The 16,497-nt window shown below is 41.5% G+C and carries 14 protein-coding genes; 13 read left to right on the plus strand and 1 reads right to left on the minus strand.

Going from position 1 to position 16,497, the window contains the following annotated elements; translation table 11 throughout:
* Positions 1 to 21 precede the first annotated feature (21 nt).
* Both NQ488_00175 and NQ488_00180 read left to right on the plus strand, forming a co-directional pair.
* Positions 22 to 195 carry an antitoxin VbhA family protein gene (locus NQ488_00175; GenBank protein ID UWN95763.1) on the plus strand — a complete coding sequence of 58 codons (174 nt, stop codon included), beginning with the start codon at positions 22 to 24 and terminating at the stop codon, positions 193 to 195.
* A complete protein-coding gene (locus NQ488_00180) occupies positions 185 to 943 on the plus strand; it encodes a Fic family protein (protein ID UWN95764.1) in 759 nt (252 codons plus the stop codon). Before NQ488_00175 ends, NQ488_00180 begins: the two co-directional genes overlap by 11 nt.
* Positions 944 to 993: 50 nt before the next feature.
* Here the strand turns inward: NQ488_00180 and NQ488_00185 are convergent, their stop codons facing one another.
* Complete coding sequence (locus NQ488_00185; GenBank protein UWN95765.1) at positions 994 to 2,082, minus strand: hypothetical protein; 1,089 nt, start codon at positions 2,080 to 2,082, stop codon at positions 994 to 996.
* 249 nt (positions 2,083 to 2,331) lie between these two features.
* On the opposite strand from NQ488_00185, the gene NQ488_00190 reads away from it, so the two are divergent.
* The 11 genes from NQ488_00190 to NQ488_00240 all read left to right on the plus strand — a co-directional run bounded on the left by NQ488_00190 (position 2,332) and on the right by NQ488_00240 (position 16,495).
* Positions 2,332 to 6,909 (plus strand): fibronectin type III domain-containing protein, encoded by a 4,578-nt coding sequence (locus NQ488_00190; GenBank protein ID UWN95766.1) that lies wholly within the window; start codon positions 2,332 to 2,334, stop codon positions 6,907 to 6,909.
* A gap of 197 nt (positions 6,910 to 7,106) precedes the next feature.
* On the plus strand, positions 7,107 to 7,985 hold the full coding sequence (gene rfbA / locus NQ488_00195; GenBank protein ID UWN95767.1) for a glucose-1-phosphate thymidylyltransferase RfbA: 879 nt from the start codon (positions 7,107 to 7,109) through the stop codon (positions 7,983 to 7,985).
* A gap of 69 nt (positions 7,986 to 8,054) precedes the next feature.
* The gene (gene rfbB / locus NQ488_00200; GenBank protein ID UWN95768.1) at positions 8,055 to 9,074 is read left to right on the plus strand and encodes a dTDP-glucose 4,6-dehydratase; all 1,020 of its coding nucleotides are present in this window, start codon (positions 8,055 to 8,057) and stop codon (positions 9,072 to 9,074) included.
* Between the two features lie 9 nt (positions 9,075 to 9,083).
* Entirely contained in the window at positions 9,084 to 9,941 is an 858-nt protein-coding gene (gene rfbD, locus NQ488_00205) for a dTDP-4-dehydrorhamnose reductase (GenBank protein ID UWN95769.1), read from the plus strand.
* 44 nt (positions 9,942 to 9,985) lie between these two features.
* Positions 9,986 to 10,537, plus strand: a complete 552-nt coding sequence (rfbC, locus tag NQ488_00210) for a dTDP-4-dehydrorhamnose 3,5-epimerase (GenBank protein UWN95770.1) — start codon at positions 9,986 to 9,988, stop codon at positions 10,535 to 10,537.
* 22 nt (positions 10,538 to 10,559) lie between these two features.
* Complete coding sequence (locus NQ488_00215) at positions 10,560 to 11,651, plus strand: glycosyltransferase (protein UWN95771.1); 1,092 nt, start codon at positions 10,560 to 10,562, stop codon at positions 11,649 to 11,651.
* Complete coding sequence (locus tag NQ488_00220) at positions 11,651 to 12,916, plus strand: glycosyltransferase (protein UWN95772.1); 1,266 nt, start codon at positions 11,651 to 11,653, stop codon at positions 12,914 to 12,916. The genes NQ488_00215 and NQ488_00220 overlap by 1 nt, the downstream gene beginning before the upstream one ends.
* On the plus strand, positions 12,910 to 13,689 hold the full coding sequence (locus NQ488_00225) for an ABC transporter permease (protein ID UWN95773.1): 780 nt from the start codon (positions 12,910 to 12,912) through the stop codon (positions 13,687 to 13,689). Before NQ488_00220 ends, NQ488_00225 begins: the two co-directional genes overlap by 7 nt.
* A gap of 6 nt (positions 13,690 to 13,695) precedes the next feature.
* Complete coding sequence (locus tag NQ488_00230; GenBank protein ID UWN97068.1) at positions 13,696 to 14,955, plus strand: ABC transporter ATP-binding protein; 1,260 nt, start codon at positions 13,696 to 13,698, stop codon at positions 14,953 to 14,955.
* Between the two features lie 13 nt (positions 14,956 to 14,968).
* The gene (locus NQ488_00235) at positions 14,969 to 15,415 is read left to right on the plus strand and encodes a hypothetical protein (GenBank protein ID UWN95774.1); all 447 of its coding nucleotides are present in this window, start codon (positions 14,969 to 14,971) and stop codon (positions 15,413 to 15,415) included.
* A 3-nt stretch (positions 15,416 to 15,418) separates the two neighbouring features.
* Positions 15,419 to 16,495 carry a glycosyltransferase family 4 protein gene (locus NQ488_00240; protein ID UWN95775.1) on the plus strand — a complete coding sequence of 359 codons (1,077 nt, stop codon included), beginning with the start codon at positions 15,419 to 15,421 and terminating at the stop codon, positions 16,493 to 16,495.
* Positions 16,496 to 16,497 lie beyond the last annotated feature (2 nt).

Genomic DNA, 16,497 nt, shown 5'->3' on the forward strand with positions numbered 1-16,497 from the left:
TTGTTGCGAGGTGACTTATATATGACAGTAAAATGTACTGAAAAAAATCAAAGTGTAAAAAATGTAATAGCCACTATGGCTGTTGAAGATATGTATCTTAGCAAAGAATTTGTATCAAAACTGATAGAGGTTGCAAGTGGCAAGAGGTCATCTGAGGAATTGCGGCAAGAGGTAATCAGAAAGTATGCAAGATAGCCAATATTGTTATCCTGCTTCAGAAGTGCTTATAAACAAATTGAATATTAAATATGAAAAAGATTTGTTTAATGCCGAAAAAGAGCTTACGGCCATACGGCTTCGTGAATTGCAGGAAAAGCCGATTAAAGGAAAATATGATTTCGCGCATTTAAAGGCAATTCACAAATATATCTTTCAGGATATATATTCGTGGGCTGGAAAAGTGCGCACAGTCGAAATAGGTAAAGGAAATCTTTTCTGCACCACTACATGCATTAACGATTATGCACAGTCGGTTTTTAACAAATATTTTCCACAATGCTTTGAAGCACGGGAATCATTTGATGATTTTGTAAAAGTGTTTGCTGATAATTACGGAGATTTAAATGCATTGCATCCATTTAGAGAAGGTAATGGAAGAGCGCAAAGAGAATTTGCAAGAATTGTATGCCTTAAATGTGGTTATGAATTCAGTCTGGCGTGTACCACGCATAGAGAAATGCTTGAAGCAAGTAAACTGTCATTTGATAAGGCAGACAGCACCCTGTTTATAAAGATTTTTTCACAAGCAATAACACCGTTGGAACATAATAGCAGCAACAATATGACAGAGCTTAACATACTTACGTCTGATGATCTTACCGTCAATACAAACAGCGGTTATGATTATTATGGGTATGGCGAATATGTTAATCTGGAAGGCTATAATGAAAAATATAGATTAAAGATAGTTAAAATGGAATCGGAATCAGGTGTGGACAGCTGACCTGATAAAAATCACTACAGGCAGGAATTTTAATTCCTGCCTGTAGTGATTCATTCATGCTTATCCTTCAAATCCCTGTAATACCTCACACTCTCGCCGGGGTCATATTCCATCTTATCACTTATCGAGTCATAGAACACATCAGCCTTGGTCAGTGTACCATTGGCAAGTGCAGTCTCGGTCTGCATGAACTGGCGCGTAAAGTTAGCGGCACCTGTATCATTAAGGTGCTCCTTGTCGGAATAATCGCTTATCTTCATCAGGCAGTACCGGCTTCTGGCGAGATTATAGTTGTGATATTCGATATTATTCTCATCAGCAAAAGCCTGAACTGCGTCTATATAGACCTGAACGTTATCCGTGCGGCGTACCATCTCAGATGCAACAGGCACGGTCATCAGAACAAGTCTTATGTTATTCTCGCGGCAAAGATCCGCAATCCGCTTAAGATTATACCTTGAGAATTCAGTCAGCGGTTCGGAAGGGTCTATATCCCATATTGACTCATAATTGTCATCATCTTTCATAACACCATCTTTAATAACGTATCCCAGACCGGCATACTCTTCATCATCAAGATTAACATAGCGGTAATTCCCCGGCTTATATCCGTCTGTCAGCTTTGCCTTGATAATTGGGATGAAATTAAGCTTTTTCCTTATAAGAAACGGAAATGCATTCTTCAAAAGTGCTTCACCGCCGCCGCTTTCATATACAAAGCGGTATTTGTCAAGGGAGGGTTTCATATATACTGAAATAATGGAATTAGCACCGTAATTGACAGATTTGAACTGCGACATGATTACATTGTTACAGTCTATATATACAGTGCTGACCTTGTGGTGCTTAATGATTTCCTTAAGCATATAATAAGAGCCGTCAGGTGCCTGAAGCTTAGTTGCAGCGTTGTATGTGTGTGCGCCTGAGACTTCATCTGCAATCTTGGGATTAAAGCCATGCACTACATATGAGGAGCCTAGCACAACGGTATCGATATTGCCATTATAGTTATACATCTCTGACATCGTAAGGCGTGAGAGGGCGTGGATATCATCCCAGAATATAAAGTTGATTGTGTACATTAATATAATGAACGTGAGGCAGAATGCTGCCGCACGCAGAATCTTTCTTATGAGCATCTTAGATATTATCCTGTTCTTTTTGTTATCGGGTTAAAAATTTTATCAATATGATGATTTTGTAAGAATTTTTCTTAATAAATGTATCTTATCATACAGTTATATATTAAAATTGCACAAAAAAACGGAGAGCATTTTGTCTATTTAGGCAAATTACACAAAACGGCTTGAAAATACTGTGAATTAGGGCTATTATGGGAATAAGTAGTCGATTGACTACAACTTTTTTAAAGTTTAGAGGAGGTTTTTATGAAAGGAAGAAGAAAGAAGGGCATTGCCGCAGTATTTATGGCAGCGCTCATGCTGATCGGATTAGTCCCATCAGACTTCACTCTTGTTGCTGCTAAGGCTGGTGACGGCGTACAGGTTACCAAGCATATTGATGCAGTACAGAGCGATGATGGACTCAAAGCCGGAACAAAGTACGGCGATGAGAAAGAAGTTTCCATAGAGGTTCTCTGTGATATGCCACAGAAGAGTCCAGCAGGAGACGAGGTGGAAGGAACAACCTATACAAAGGCTGTACAGGGCGGATCTAATGCATCACCTAAGGGTGGTCAGATTCCTACATCAGGTGCGGCAGTTAAGGTTACAGCAGCAATTAATGCCAAGGTATCATTTGTACTTAAGAAAGCAGCAAAGACATGGCATTTTGTACAGGATAAGAACGGAACAGCTAACGAGATTAAAACAGGTTCATCAGTGCCTACAGGCACAACATCATTTGATGTTGAGCAGGGTGGAACATATTATTTCTATCTTGATGGCTCTAAGGCATACATATATGATATTGCTTACTCATATGAGAAGGAGAGCGACTACAAGAAAGTATCCATAGATGCAATCCAGAGCGATGACGGTCTTAAGGCAGGGACTGTATATGGCGATGATACAGTAGCTAATCTCGAAGTTCTCTGTGATATGCCACAGAAGAATCCGGCAGGAGATGAAGTAGAAGGAACAACCTATACAAAGGCTGTACAGGGCGTATCTAACGCATCACCTAAGGGTGGTCAGATTCCTACATCAGGTGCTGCCTTCAAGCTTACAGCTAAGGAAGATTCAAGAGTATCATTCGTATGTAAGAAAGCGGCAAAGACATGGCATTTTGTGCAGGATAAGAGTGGAACGGCTAACGAGATTAAAACAGATTCGTCAGTGCCATCAGGAACAATGACATTCGAGATGGAGAAGGGTGGAACATACTACTTCTATCTGGACGGTTCTAAGGCATATGTATATGCAATTACTCTTGAGAAGGGTACACCTGCTCTTGACTGGTCAACAGTTAAGGCTCCTGAGCTTGCAACTCCAACAGTAGACGGAGATACAGTTAAGGTTCCATATACAGCAGTAATCGGTTCTAACGGCGGCGAGAAGCTTACAGTCGAGATGAAGGACGCAAGCGGCAAGGTCGTAGATACAAAGGTAACAAAGGTTGAGGGTACATCAGGAGCAGTTGAGTTCAAGCCTTCAGCTACAGGAGCTTACTCATTCTCAGCTACGTTATCAAGAGATGGTAAGGAAGATAAGGCAAGTAATTCAGTTAATGTTAACTTTACACTTCCACTTGCAAAGCCTGTTATTGAGACAGCAGCAAGTGCAGGCAACGGTTCAATCAAGGTTGAGTGGAAAGCAGTTCCTGAGGCTGAAAGCTATGAAGTATACTGCAATGGAGCACTTGCAGGAACAACAACCGGAGTAGAGTATACAGTATCAGGACTTGCAATTGGCACAGAGTATTCATTTACCGTTGTAGCTGTTAAGGGTGCAACAAAGAGTGAGACATCAGCAGCAGTTAAGGCAACAGCTACAGATAAGGCGGAGACAGCATGGCAGTTCTCAGCTTATGGTTCAAGCACAGGTTCAAAGAACAAGTACAGCGGAGATGCTAAGAATGGTTCAGTAACAGTATCTGCTATGGGCAATGCAGGTAAGATTGTTCCTAACTCAACAGATGGTGTATCATTCTATTATACAAAGATACCTACAACATCTAACTTCACACTCAGAGCTAAGGTTCATGTTAATCAGTGGACACTCAGTAACGGTCAGGAAGGTTATGGCTTAATGGTAGCTGACCGTGTAGGTGATAACGGAGATGCTACTGCATTCTGGAATAACCAGTATCAGGCTATTGCATCAAAGGTTGAGTATTATGTTGATGAAGAGACTGGCGAGATTAGTGATGCCGGCAAGAAGATTTCTATGAAGCTTGGTCTTGGTGTTATTGCTAAGACTGGCGTTAACAAGGGTAACCTTGATAAGTTTGTAGCAAGTGATACAGCTACAATCAACAGTGATTTCAAGACAGAGACAGTAACTCTTGAGACATCAGCAATGAATCTTGATGCAGGAACATACAATGTTATCGGCAACAGTAATAACACAGCAGTTTCTGAAGGACTTACAGCACTTACAGATTACTATCTTACAATTCAGAGAAATAACACAGGTTACTTTGTAACATATTCTGATGCAGACGGTAAGGAGATTAAGACTCAGAAGTATTATGACAGAGATGCACTCAGCCAGCTTGATGAAGATTATGTATATGCAGGCTTCTTTGCATCAAGAAATGCTGAGGCTACATTCTCAGACATCTCACTTGAGCTTACAGATCCTGCTACAGATGCACCGGCAGAGTCAAAGCCTCTTAAGCTTGTAACACCAAGCTACACAGTAACATCAGCAACAACAACCGGTGTTGAGGATTACGAGCTTCAGTTCGTATCAACTGCAGACGGTAAGATTTCAATCGAAGGATATGGAATTGATGATGTTCCTGTTAAGGCTAACGAGACATACAAGAAGACAATTAAGCTTCATGGTGGTGCAAACTACTTTGTAATTACATTTACACCGGATCCTAACTTTAAGCCACTTAAGGGTGATGCGTTAACATCATATGAGCCATATACATTTGAGCATGTGGTTACATATAAGGCAATAGGTGAGGCTGGAGAAGCAATCTGGGTAGCTCCTGACGGAACTTCACAGGGAAGCGGTTATGAGTCAAATCCTGTAGATATCTACACAGCTGTTAAGTATGCACAGCCTGGACAGCAGATTATTCTTAAGGGTGGTAAGTACAGCCTTTCATCAACAATCAAGACTGAGAGAGGTCATAGCGGAACAGCAGACAGCAATATCGTAATGATGGCTGATCCTAATGCAACAGAGCGTCCGGTACTTGATTTCAACTGGACATGTGCAGGTATGGTTCTTGCAGGTGATTACTGGTACTTCAAGGGCTTTGATGTAACACATTCAGCAGATGCCCTTAAGGGTGTTCAGGTGTCAGGAAGCCACAACGTACTTGATCAGATTAATACTTATCATAATGGTAACACAGGTATCCAGATAAGCAGATATCTCTCATCAGATACATGGGATAACTGGCCATCATATAACCTTATTCTTAATTGTACATCATATGGCAATGCAGATAAGGGTTACGAGGATGCAGATGGATTCGCTGCTAAGCTTACTGTAGCAGACGGTAATGTGTTCGATGGATGTATCTCATATAATAATGCCGATGATGGATGGGATCTTTTTGCTAAGGTAGAGACAGGATCAATTGGATCAGTAACGCTTCAGAATTGCGTAGCCTATGGAAATGGTTACCTTGAGGATGGAACTAATGCCGGTAACGGTAACGGATTTAAGATGGGTGGTGACAGCCTCTCAGGTTATCACAGACTTATTAACTCAGTAGCTTACAACAATAAGGCTAAGGGTATTGATTCAAACAGCTGCCCTGATATTCAGGTAACAAGCAGCACAACATTTAACAACGAGAGCTATAATGTAGCATTCTACACAAATACAGCAGCTAACACAGACTTTGGCGCTAATGGAATTCTTTCATACAGAAAGGATACTAATGTGTCAGAGCAGTTTAAGGCAAAGGGTACACAGGATGAGAGCAAGATTTATGGTGACAGTAACTATTACTGGGATACTACTGCTCAGAAGTCATCTAACAAGTCAGGTGCAACTGTAACAGATGACTGGTTTGTATCAACAGATACATCAATTGTTCCTACAAGAAATGCAGACGGAACAATCAACATGAATGGACTTCTTGTTCTTACTGATAAGGCACCTGCAGGTGTTGGTGCAAGACTTAATGGTACAGCATCATCAGTGATTACACCTATGCCATCAGTTGAACCTGATGCAGATGATTCTGAGGACGATACAACAACAGAGGAAACAGTTATCACAAATCCTGATGTTAAGGGCACAGTTAATGTGATCGGTCAGAATGTAGTTGTTGCTGCTTCAGCAGGAACAGTTATCAAGAATGCAGCAGGTGCAACTGTAACAGCAGGTGATGTATATGTTAAGGCAGTTCCTAAGGCAGCAGATGATTCAACAGCAGCATCAATTCTTGAGGCAGCTAAGAATCAGGGACTTAAGATTGCTGACAATGCAGGCGTAGCTTACTATGAAGTTGAGCTTGTTGATGCAGCAGGCAACCCACTTACATTCGAGGGAACTCTTACAATAGCATTTGCTTATCCTGACGGAACTAATGCGGATGGATATACATTCTCAGTACTTCATCTTCTTAAGAGCGGAACACTTGATGTTATTGATCCGGCAGTTAATCAGGCAGGACTTAGTGTTAACGTAACAGAGCTCAGCCCATTTGCAGTAGTATATCTGCAGAAGGCAGCTAACGGCGAGGCTGGTCAGACAATTGAATCAGCTAAGACAGGTGACAGCACACCAATCATGCCAATAGTAGTTATTCTTCTTGCAAGTGCAGCAGTTATCTGTGCAGGTATTGTTGTATCAAAGAAGAAGAGAGCTTAATTATAAGTTCATAACAACCTCTTAAATATAAAAGCTCCGGCGGTCAGAGATGACTGCCGGAGTTTTTTGTACTTTTTGCGCTAAAAGCCCTGTTTCGTTGACAAAGCAGAAGCAGTTTGCTATTATGTAGATAATAATGTACAAATATGGGTATCTCTGCCCTTTTGCAGAAGTACACAGGATAATGGAGGTTCAGAATGAAAGGAATAATATTGGCTGGAGGCAGCGGTACAAGACTGTATCCGCTTACGATGGTAACAAGCAAGCAGCTTCTTCCGGTGTATGATAAACCAATGATATATTATCCGATGTCAGTTCTTATGATGGCGGGAATCAGGGATATTCTTATTATATCTACACCTAACGATTTGCCTAATTTTGAAAGGCTGTTTGGCGATGGGAGCAGTCTTGGAATTAATCTGAGTTATAAGGTACAGCCGTCACCTGACGGACTTGCACAGGCATTCATACTTGGAGAGGAGTTTATTGATGGGGATTCATGTGCAATGGTTCTCGGAGATAACATCTTCTATGGAGACGGACTTGGAAAGCATCTTAAGGAAGCTGCAGCAAGACAGGATGGGGCAACTGTATTCGGATATTATGTTAATGATCCGGAGAGATTCGGAATTGTAGAATTTGATGGGAATGGCAAGGCAATATCTATTGAAGAGAAACCGGAACATCCAAAGTCTAATTATTGCGTGACCGGTCTGTATTTTTATGATAAGAATGTATGTGAATATGCCAAGTCAATTAAGCCGTCAGCAAGAGGTGAGCTTGAGATAACAGACCTTAACAGAATCTATCTTGAGAAAGGCAATCTCAATGTCGTAACACTTGGGCGCGGATATGCGTGGCTTGATACAGGAACAATGGATGCACTTTCAGAGGCCACAGAATTCATTAAGGTTGTCGAGAACCGCCAGGGAATCCAGATTTCGGCAATTGAAGAGATTGCATACCGTAATAAGTGGATAACAAAGGAGCAGCTTCTTGAGCATGCTGCAAGATATGGCAAGTCGCCATACGGAGCGCATCTTAAGCAGGTAGCGGATGGAAGGATTCTGTACTAAAGCATATAACGATAAAAGCGTTCTATGTTATATGAATGAATAATATATTTTTGAGAGGATACATAGATTATGAAGATTATTGTAACTGGTGGAGCCGGATTTATTGGTGGTAATTTTGTTCATTATATGTTAAAGGAGCATCCTGAATATCAGATTATATGTCTTGACAAGCTGACATATGCAGGTAATATGGAGACACTTGAGCCTGTTATGGACAACCCTAACTTTACATTTGTGAAGGCTGATATTGCGGACAGAGATGCGGTATATGCACTTTTTGAGAAGGAGAAGCCGGATGTAGTCGTTAACTTTGCGGCAGAAAGCCATGTTGACCGTTCAATCACTGACCCGGGAATATTCCTTCAGACTAATATTATCGGAACAGGCGTGCTTCTTGATGCATGTCGTATCTACGGAATTAAGAGATATCATCAGGTATCAACGGATGAGGTATATGGAGATCTTCCTCTTGACAGGCCGGATCTGTTCTTTACAGAAGAGACTCCGCTTCATACATCAAGTCCTTATTCAGCATCTAAGGCAAGTGCGGATCTGCTTGTAATGGCATATCACAGAACGTATGGACTGCCTACTACGATTTCAAGATGCTCTAACAATTACGGACCATACCATTTTCCGGAGAAGCTTATACCTCTTATGATTGCCAACGCACTTAACGATAAGCCACTTCCGGTATATGGCAAGGGTGAGAATGTAAGAGACTGGCTGTATGTTGAGGATCACTGCCGTGCAATAGATATGATTATTCACAAGGGACGCGTAGGAGAAGTATACAACATTGGCGGTCATAACGAGAGAACTAATCTTCAGGTTGTTAAGACTGTACTTAAGGAGCTTGGCAAGAGCGAAGACCTTATAACATATGTAACAGACAGACCGGGACATGACAGACGTTATGCAATCGACCCTGCAAAGATTCATGCAGAACTTGGCTGGGAGCCGCTTACACTGTTTGATGAAGGCATCAAGAAGACAGTTAAGTGGTATCTTGAGAACCGCGAGTGGTGGGAGCATATCATCAGCGGTGATTATCAGCAGTATTATGAGAAGATGTATAAGAACAGATAAGGAGCTGCTATGAAGGTATTGGTAACAGGTGCTGACGGACAGCTGGGACATGATCTTGTAATAGAGCTTGAGAAGAGAGGTCATACAGCTATTCCGACAGACAGGAATGAGATGGACATTACAGATGCAGAGGTGGTTGAGCGTGTTATCACGGATGCTGCGCCTGATGCAGTGATTCATTGCGCAGCATATACGGCAGTTGATAAGGCTGAAGAAGATGTTGAAGTGTGCAGAAACATTAACGCACAGGGAACACGCAACATTGCAGCAAGCTGCGACAGACTTGGCTGTAAGATGATGTATATAAGCACGGATTATGTATTTGACGGCGAGGGTACAAGACCGTGGGAGCCTGACGATGAAGTTACAACTCCGCTTAACGTATATGGTGAGACTAAGTATGAAGGAGAGCAGGCTGTAAGGGAGCTTGTTGAAAAGTTCTTTATTGTAAGAATTGCATGGGTATTCGGAGTCAACGGCAATAATTTTGTCAAGACAATGTTAAGGCTTGGAAAGCAGAATGGGGCGGTTAAGGTTGTTGATGACCAGATAGGTTCACCAACCTATACACCGGATCTTTCGGTACTTCTGTGCGACATGATTGAGAGTGACAGATACGGAACATACCATGCAACCAACGAAGGGCTTTGCAGCTGGTATGAATTTGCATGTGAGATATTCAGGGCAGCAGGCATGAATGATGTTAAGGTTACGCCTGTAAGTTCAGGTGAATTCCCGGTTAAGGCAAAGAGACCTCATAACAGCAGACTGAACAAGGATAAGCTTACAGCTAACGGATTCAACAGATTGCCTGCATGGCAGGATGCGGTTGCAAGATATGTAAAGATTCTTGAGTCACAGGAATAGAACAATATATATAATTAGCATATTGATTCATAAAAGGAGATATAATGGGTAAAATTAAAGTTACAACATGCGGAATAGAAGGTCTTAAGGTTATTGAGCCGGCAGTGTTCGGTGATAACCGCGGATATTTTATGGAGACATATAATTACAATGATTTTGCAGAGGCAGGAATTGACTGTAAGTTCGTTCAGGATAACCAGTCAGCATCTAAGAAGGGCGTATTGCGCGGACTGCATTTTCAGATTAATTATCCGCAGGACAAGCTTGTAAGAGTTGTAAATGGCGAGGTATTTGATGTAGCGGTAGATATCAGAAAGGGTTCTCCGACATATGGACAGTGGTTTGGTGTTGTTCTGTCAGCTGAGAATAAGAAGCAGTTCTTTATTCCGAAGGATTTTGCCCATGGGTTCCTTGTATTATCAGATTATGCAGAATTCTGTTATAAGGTAACGGATTTTTACCATCCTAACGATGAGGGCGGAATTATATGGGATGATAAGGATATAGGAATTGAGTGGCCTGTTCCTGAAGGAATGGAACTGATATTCTCAGAGAAGGATACTAAGTGGCCGGGTATCAAATCACTTAACAGATAATTGTGAAGAATTGGAGTAGGCAGTGAAGATAGCAATAGATGCAAGGTCGATGGGCAGCAGACCCAGCGGCGTGGGGATGTATCTTTTTGATTTTTTAAAACAACTGATACAGTATGATGAATTGGAATTTGTCCTCTTATCGGATGTGGCGACAAGTGAATATATAAAGTATTTTCAGGAAAAAGGAATAGAGGTGAGAACGTCTGACCGGCACGTATACAAGAGCGCAGGGGTGTATGCGTATTTTGCATTTATTAAGAAGCAGCTGGAAGACATTAAGCCGGATGTATTCTGGGAAGTTAATTCGCTTATTCCGGTGAATCTTAAAGGCTCGTTCAGGACAATGATAACAATACATGACATGTTCCCGATAACACATGTAAAGTATTTCGGAAGAGTGTACAGTATTTACTTCAGGCACAGCCTTTCAAAGACCCTTAAGAATACAGACATGATTCTCTATAATTCGCATCAGACGAAGCTTACAACAGAGGCAATATTCCCTGAAGCGAAGAATATTAAGAATGAGACGGCGTATATTATCACGAATCCGCTCACAAAGGAATATGAGAACACAGATGACGGGTATTTTCTGTATATAGGCAATATGGAGAAACGCAAGGGGGTTGACATACTCCTTAACGGATACAGGGAATACCGTTACCGCAAAGGAACAAAGAAGCTTGTTGTGGCAGGCAAGATGCTTGAAGATGATATTGAGCAGCTTCTGCATGAGGTTCAGGCTGAATGTGGCGGTGTCGAATATCTTGATTATGTCACGGATGATAAGAAGCACGAATTATATGCACACTGTTCATGCTTTTTATTCCCATCAAGGGCTGAGGGCTTTGGAATGCCTATACTTGAGGCTATGAAGCATGGTAAGCCTGTTATTACCGGTGACCTCGATATTTATAAGGAGATTGCCGGCGACTGTCTCAATACATTTGAGATGCAGGGATTCAACAAGGTTAATTTCCAGATTGACAGTTTCGTTAAGAAAATGTTTGATTATAATACACAGATAGATGAAAAGGCATATCGGGATGCTATTAACAAATATTCTCCGGAACATCTTGGAGGCATTGTAAGAAAGTTTATTGAGGACAACTAATGGGACTATCCAAATTAGCGCTGGACACAGCAGAAAAGTTAAGGCCGGTTCTTCTGAAAATTGTTCCGCAGAGTGTGCTGAGCTCTGTCAAAGAATCAATAGTAAGACGTAATACGGACAGGTTAAAGAATGCCAATATAATACCGTATGACAGAACATACCGGGAAGGGATTAATCTTATCGGTAATATCCGCGCAGAGACCGGGCTGGGACAGAGTACAAGACTGATTGCCGATATACTTGAGGCAAGCGGAGAGGAATATGTACTGCATGATTTCTTCGTGCCGCCGGGACCAAGCATGAATGACCATACGCATGATGATAAGATAACGGATGAATTACCGTATGATATCAACATTTTTCATATTAATGCAAGTGAATTCACTCTTGCATTCATGAATATGGGACAGAATGTGTGGGATCACAGGTATAATATAGCTTACTGGCTGTGGGAACTTGAAGAATTTCCGGAAGAATGGCTTGGATGCATAGATCTTGTTGACGAGATATGGACACCGGCCGATTTTATTACCAATACACTCAAAAAGTATACGGATAAGCCGGTAATGACTCTTCCGTACTGCGTTGAAGCACCAGTGTCAGAAGAATTTGACAGGGCATACTTCGGCCTGCCGGATGATAAGTTTCTGTTCCTTATGATGTTCGCAAGCGGAAGCATAATGGAGCGCAAGAATCCTGACAGTGTATTTGAAGCGTATAAGAGGGCGTTCGGAACCGATAATGACAATGTTGGAATCGTTGTCAAGATTAACGAATATTCAGATGAGGATATAACTTATGTAAGAAAGGCTCTTTCGGGATACAGGAATGTGTATATCCTTTCAGATACACTTACAAAAGTACAGGTTAACAGTCTTATCAAAGCGGTCGATGTGTTTGTGTCGCTTCACAGGGCAGAAGGCTTCGGACTTGTACTTGCAGAGGCGATGCTCAACGGCACGCCTACAATTGCAACCAACTGGTCTGCCAACACAGAATTCGCATGTTCCGAAGCAGCTTGCATGGTAGGCTATAAGATGATTGAGATAGAAAAAGACATTCCTCCGTACAAGAAGGGATACCACTGGGCTGACGCTGATGTTGATGAGGCGGCAGGCTTCATGGAACGTCTATATAGCGACAGGGATTTTTATGACAGCATAGCAGAGAATGGTGCCCGTTATGTCAGAGAATCGCTGAATATGGAGCGTTCTACAAAGATAGTGAAGGAGAGGGTGGAAAACATCCGCAGGAAGTTATGTTAAAAGAATTTAAAGAAATCTATGCTTACAGGCAGATGATATTCAGCCTGGTAAAAAAGGATTTGAGAGGACGTTATAAAGGTTCTGTGCTTGGATTCATGTGGACATTTGTCAATCCGCTGCTCCAGCTGTGTGTATACACGCTTGTATTCTCGATAATCATGAGACAGGATATAGAGAAATATTATCTTTTCCTGTTTGTTGCGCTTATACCGTGGATGTTTTTCTCTGCGGCACTTACAAGTGGTTCAATAAGTATTCTGAATCAGAAGGATATGGTTAAAAAGATATACTTCCCAAGAGAGGTAATGCCGATAGCAGATACGACAAGTAACTTCGTGAATATGCTGTTCTGTTTTATAGTTATATTTGCAGTGCTTCTTGTATCAGGATGGGGAATAAGCCTCTATGCGTGTCTTGCACTGCCTGTGATAATGGTAGTTGAATATATAATATGTCTTGGAATAGCACTGCTTACGTCAGCGCTTACAGTCTATTTCAGGGATCTGCAGTACATACTCGGGATTATTGCAATGGCATGGCAGTATATTACTCCGGTAATGTACTCATCAGAACGTGTGCCGGAAGAGCTTCTTCCCCTTTGGAATCTTAACCCTATGACACCTGTAATTGAAGCATACCGTTCGGTGCTTTATTATAAGACATTTCCTGAACTTGACACTCTTCTCTCAGCATTTGTTCTGGGAGTTATAGTACTGGTTCTTGGTATCTTTGTATTTAACAGGCTCGAGAAGGGCTTTGCGGAGGAATTTTAAGCAATGATGGATAGTAATAATGCAATTGAAGTAAGGAATGTGTCAAAGCATTTTAAGGTCTATTATGACAAGGGAAGCCAGCTCAAGGAGCGTGTGCTTTTCCGCAAACGTAATGCCTATGAGAACAGGGTTGTTCTTGATAATATTTCATTTTCAATTAAAAAAGGTGAGGCAGTCGGTCTTGTTGGTAAGAATGGCTGTGGTAAGAGTACAACGCTTAAGCTTCTTACGAAGATAATTTATCCTAATTCGGGAACAATAGAGATGTGCGGAAGAGTATCAAGCCTTATCGAGCTTGGGGCAGGCTTCCACCCTGATATGAGCGGCAGGGAGAATATCTATACTAATGCTGCGATATTTGGACTTACCAAGAAAGAGATAGATGAAAGACTTAATGATATTATTGCATTTTCAGAGCTGGAACAGTTTATAGATAATCCGGTGCGTACATATTCATCGGGTATGTATATGAGACTTGCATTTTCGGTAGCAATTAATGTTAATGCTGATATTCTGCTTATTGATGAGATTCTTGCAGTCGGCGATGCGAATTTTCAGGCCAAATGTTTTAATAAGTTAAGAGAGATTAAAGCTGAAGGAACAACGATTGTTATTGTGTCGCATTCTCTCGGACAGATAGAACAGATATGTGACCGTTCAATCTGGATTAAGAATGGAAAGATTCAGATGGAAGGTTCACCTAAGGATGTGCATCTTGAGTATCTCGATTACATGAATACAGAACGTATGGAGATGGCCGAGAAGGAACGCGCCCGTCAGGAGGCCGAGGAACAGGCTAATCCGGAGAAGGCAGACGGGAAGGAAGCAGCCAAAAAGAAGAAACGTTACGGTTCAATGGACTGTATGTTCACAAAGATTAATATTCTTGATGCTGACGGTAATCCTCAGAAGACTTTCAGGACAGGTGAGGAGATGGTTCTTGACCTTCATTATGAATGCAAGAAGAAGGTTACGGATGCCGTATTCGGCTTTGGTATATTCAGAAGTGACGGACTGTGGTGCTACGGCACTAATACAAGGATAGACCACAAGGATAATTTTGATATAGAGCGTGATGGAAGTTACAGAGTTGACCTTAAGGAGCTCATGCTTATTCCTGCCGAGTACTGGGTTGATGTAACGATAGAATACGGCGAGGGTAATCCGGTTGATTATTATAAAGAGGCCCTGAGATTTGAAGTAGTTTCCAAGGTGTCTGACGTAGGTGTTCTCAGAATACCGCATGAATGGACGCTGAATATATAGGAGGATGCAGGTAATGGAGAACATTAATATCGAGGATATCATGGCTGAAATCCGTGAGGATATACGTAATAAAGGCTATAAGGACGATGAGATCCAGTTCAGTGACATAATACTTTCATCTGTAGCAACACCTTATAATATGCAGGCATACAAGGAAGAGCTTGAGAAGATGGCAGGCGACAGAATGGTGCTTTCATATAGGGATATTGCATCAGACCGTCCGGGAATCGGACCTGTAGTCACATTCTTTAAGAAAATCTTTAGAAGAATGACTGCATTTTATGTTGAGCCTATCGTTGATGACCAGAATAAGTTCAATGAAGAAGCAACCAATCTCTTTGCTCAGGCACTTAACAAATTCGCAGAAGACGATGAGAGAATATCTGAACTTGAGAGAGAGCTTTATGATTGTAAGAAGCGCTGTATGGCATTGGAAGAAATGTTAAAGGAGAAAAAATAGTCAGTGGTCGTATATCAGCTTTTGGCAACAATTTCATTCGGTGATGCGGTAAGTAATGATACGCTTGCATTGCAGGAAATCATTAAAAAGATGGGGTATAAAACTGCAATTTTCGCTGAGAATATCGATTCGAGAATACCGAAAGGTACAGCGAAGAATTACTCCAAGCTTGGAAGAGTCGATAAGAATGATATAATAATATATCATCTTTCGACCGGAAGTAAGATAAGCCGTGATTTTGATAAGTTCAAATGCCGCAAGATAATAATATATCACAATATAACACCTCCGGATTATTTTAAGGATTACAATGACGGCTCATACCGTATCTGCAAGAAAGGGTATGAAGAGGTGAAGTCGCTTGCGGATAAGACAGATTACTGCATTGCAGTTTCTGAATATAACAAGCAGAATCTTCGTGAGATGGGATTTACATGTCCGATAGATGTGCTTCCGATTCTCATACCTTTTGAAGATTACGATAAGAAACCTAATGAAGAGGTCATCAGAAAGTATTCGGACGATGGCTGGGTTAATGTGCTTTTTACGGGAAGAATTGCACCTAATAAGAAGCAGGAGGATGTAATAAGGGCGTTTGCTTACTACAAAAAATATTACAATCCAAAGTCAAGACTGTTTCTTGTGGGTTCGTCAGGAGGAATGGAACGTTATCACAGAAGGCTGATAAGTTATATTAATGCACTTGGCGTAAGAGATGTAATATTCCCCGGACATATAAAGTTTGATGAGATACTTGCCTACTACAGAGTAGCGGACGTATTCCTCTGCCAGAGCGAGCATGAGGGATTCTGTGTACCGCTTGTGGAGGCCATGAAGTTCGCAGTTCCGATAGTTGCTTATGACAGCTCTGCAATAGCAGGCACACTTGGCGGCAGCGGAATACTTATGAAAGAGAAGAATCCTGTACTTACGGCAGGAGTTATAGACAGAGTTGTTAAGGATGAAGAACTTCGTAACAGCATAATTGCGGGCGAGAAGAAGAGACTTGAAGATTTTGATAATGAAAAAATAGCCGGCAGATTCGAGAAACTGCTTGCTGATTTTATTGCTAAGAGGTAGAA

The organism is [Bacteroides] pectinophilus (genome assembly GCA_025146925.1).
Lineage (GTDB): Bacteria > Bacillota > Clostridia > Lachnospirales > Lachnospiraceae > Bacteroides_F > Bacteroides_F pectinophilus.

Bases quoted from the DNA above. Each gene is read 5' to 3' on its own strand.
- NQ488_00230 (UWN97068.1), top strand. From the start codon at position 13,696: ATGGATAGTAATAATGCAATTGAAGTAAGGAATGTGTCAAAGCATTTT.
- NQ488_00175 (UWN95763.1), top strand. From the start codon at position 22: ATGACAGTAAAATGTACTGAAAAAAATCAAAGTGTAAAAAATGTAATA.
- rfbC (UWN95770.1), top strand. From the start codon at position 9,986: ATGGGTAAAATTAAAGTTACAACATGCGGAATAGAAGGTCTTAAGGTT.
- NQ488_00185 (UWN95765.1), bottom strand. From the start codon at position 2,082: ATGCTCATAAGAAAGATTCTGCGTGCGGCAGCATTCTGCCTCACGTTC.
- rfbB (UWN95768.1), top strand. From the start codon at position 8,055: ATGAAGATTATTGTAACTGGTGGAGCCGGATTTATTGGTGGTAATTTT.
- NQ488_00180 (UWN95764.1), top strand. From the start codon at position 185: ATGCAAGATAGCCAATATTGTTATCCTGCTTCAGAAGTGCTTATAAAC.
- rfbD (UWN95769.1), top strand. From the start codon at position 9,084: ATGAAGGTATTGGTAACAGGTGCTGACGGACAGCTGGGACATGATCTT.
- rfbA (UWN95767.1), top strand. From the start codon at position 7,107: ATGAAAGGAATAATATTGGCTGGAGGCAGCGGTACAAGACTGTATCCG.
- NQ488_00220 (UWN95772.1), top strand. From the start codon at position 11,651: ATGGGACTATCCAAATTAGCGCTGGACACAGCAGAAAAGTTAAGGCCG.
- NQ488_00190 (UWN95766.1), top strand. From the start codon at position 2,332: ATGAAAGGAAGAAGAAAGAAGGGCATTGCCGCAGTATTTATGGCAGCG.
- NQ488_00225 (UWN95773.1), top strand. From the start codon at position 12,910: ATGTTAAAAGAATTTAAAGAAATCTATGCTTACAGGCAGATGATATTC.
- NQ488_00235 (UWN95774.1), top strand. From the start codon at position 14,969: ATGGAGAACATTAATATCGAGGATATCATGGCTGAAATCCGTGAGGAT.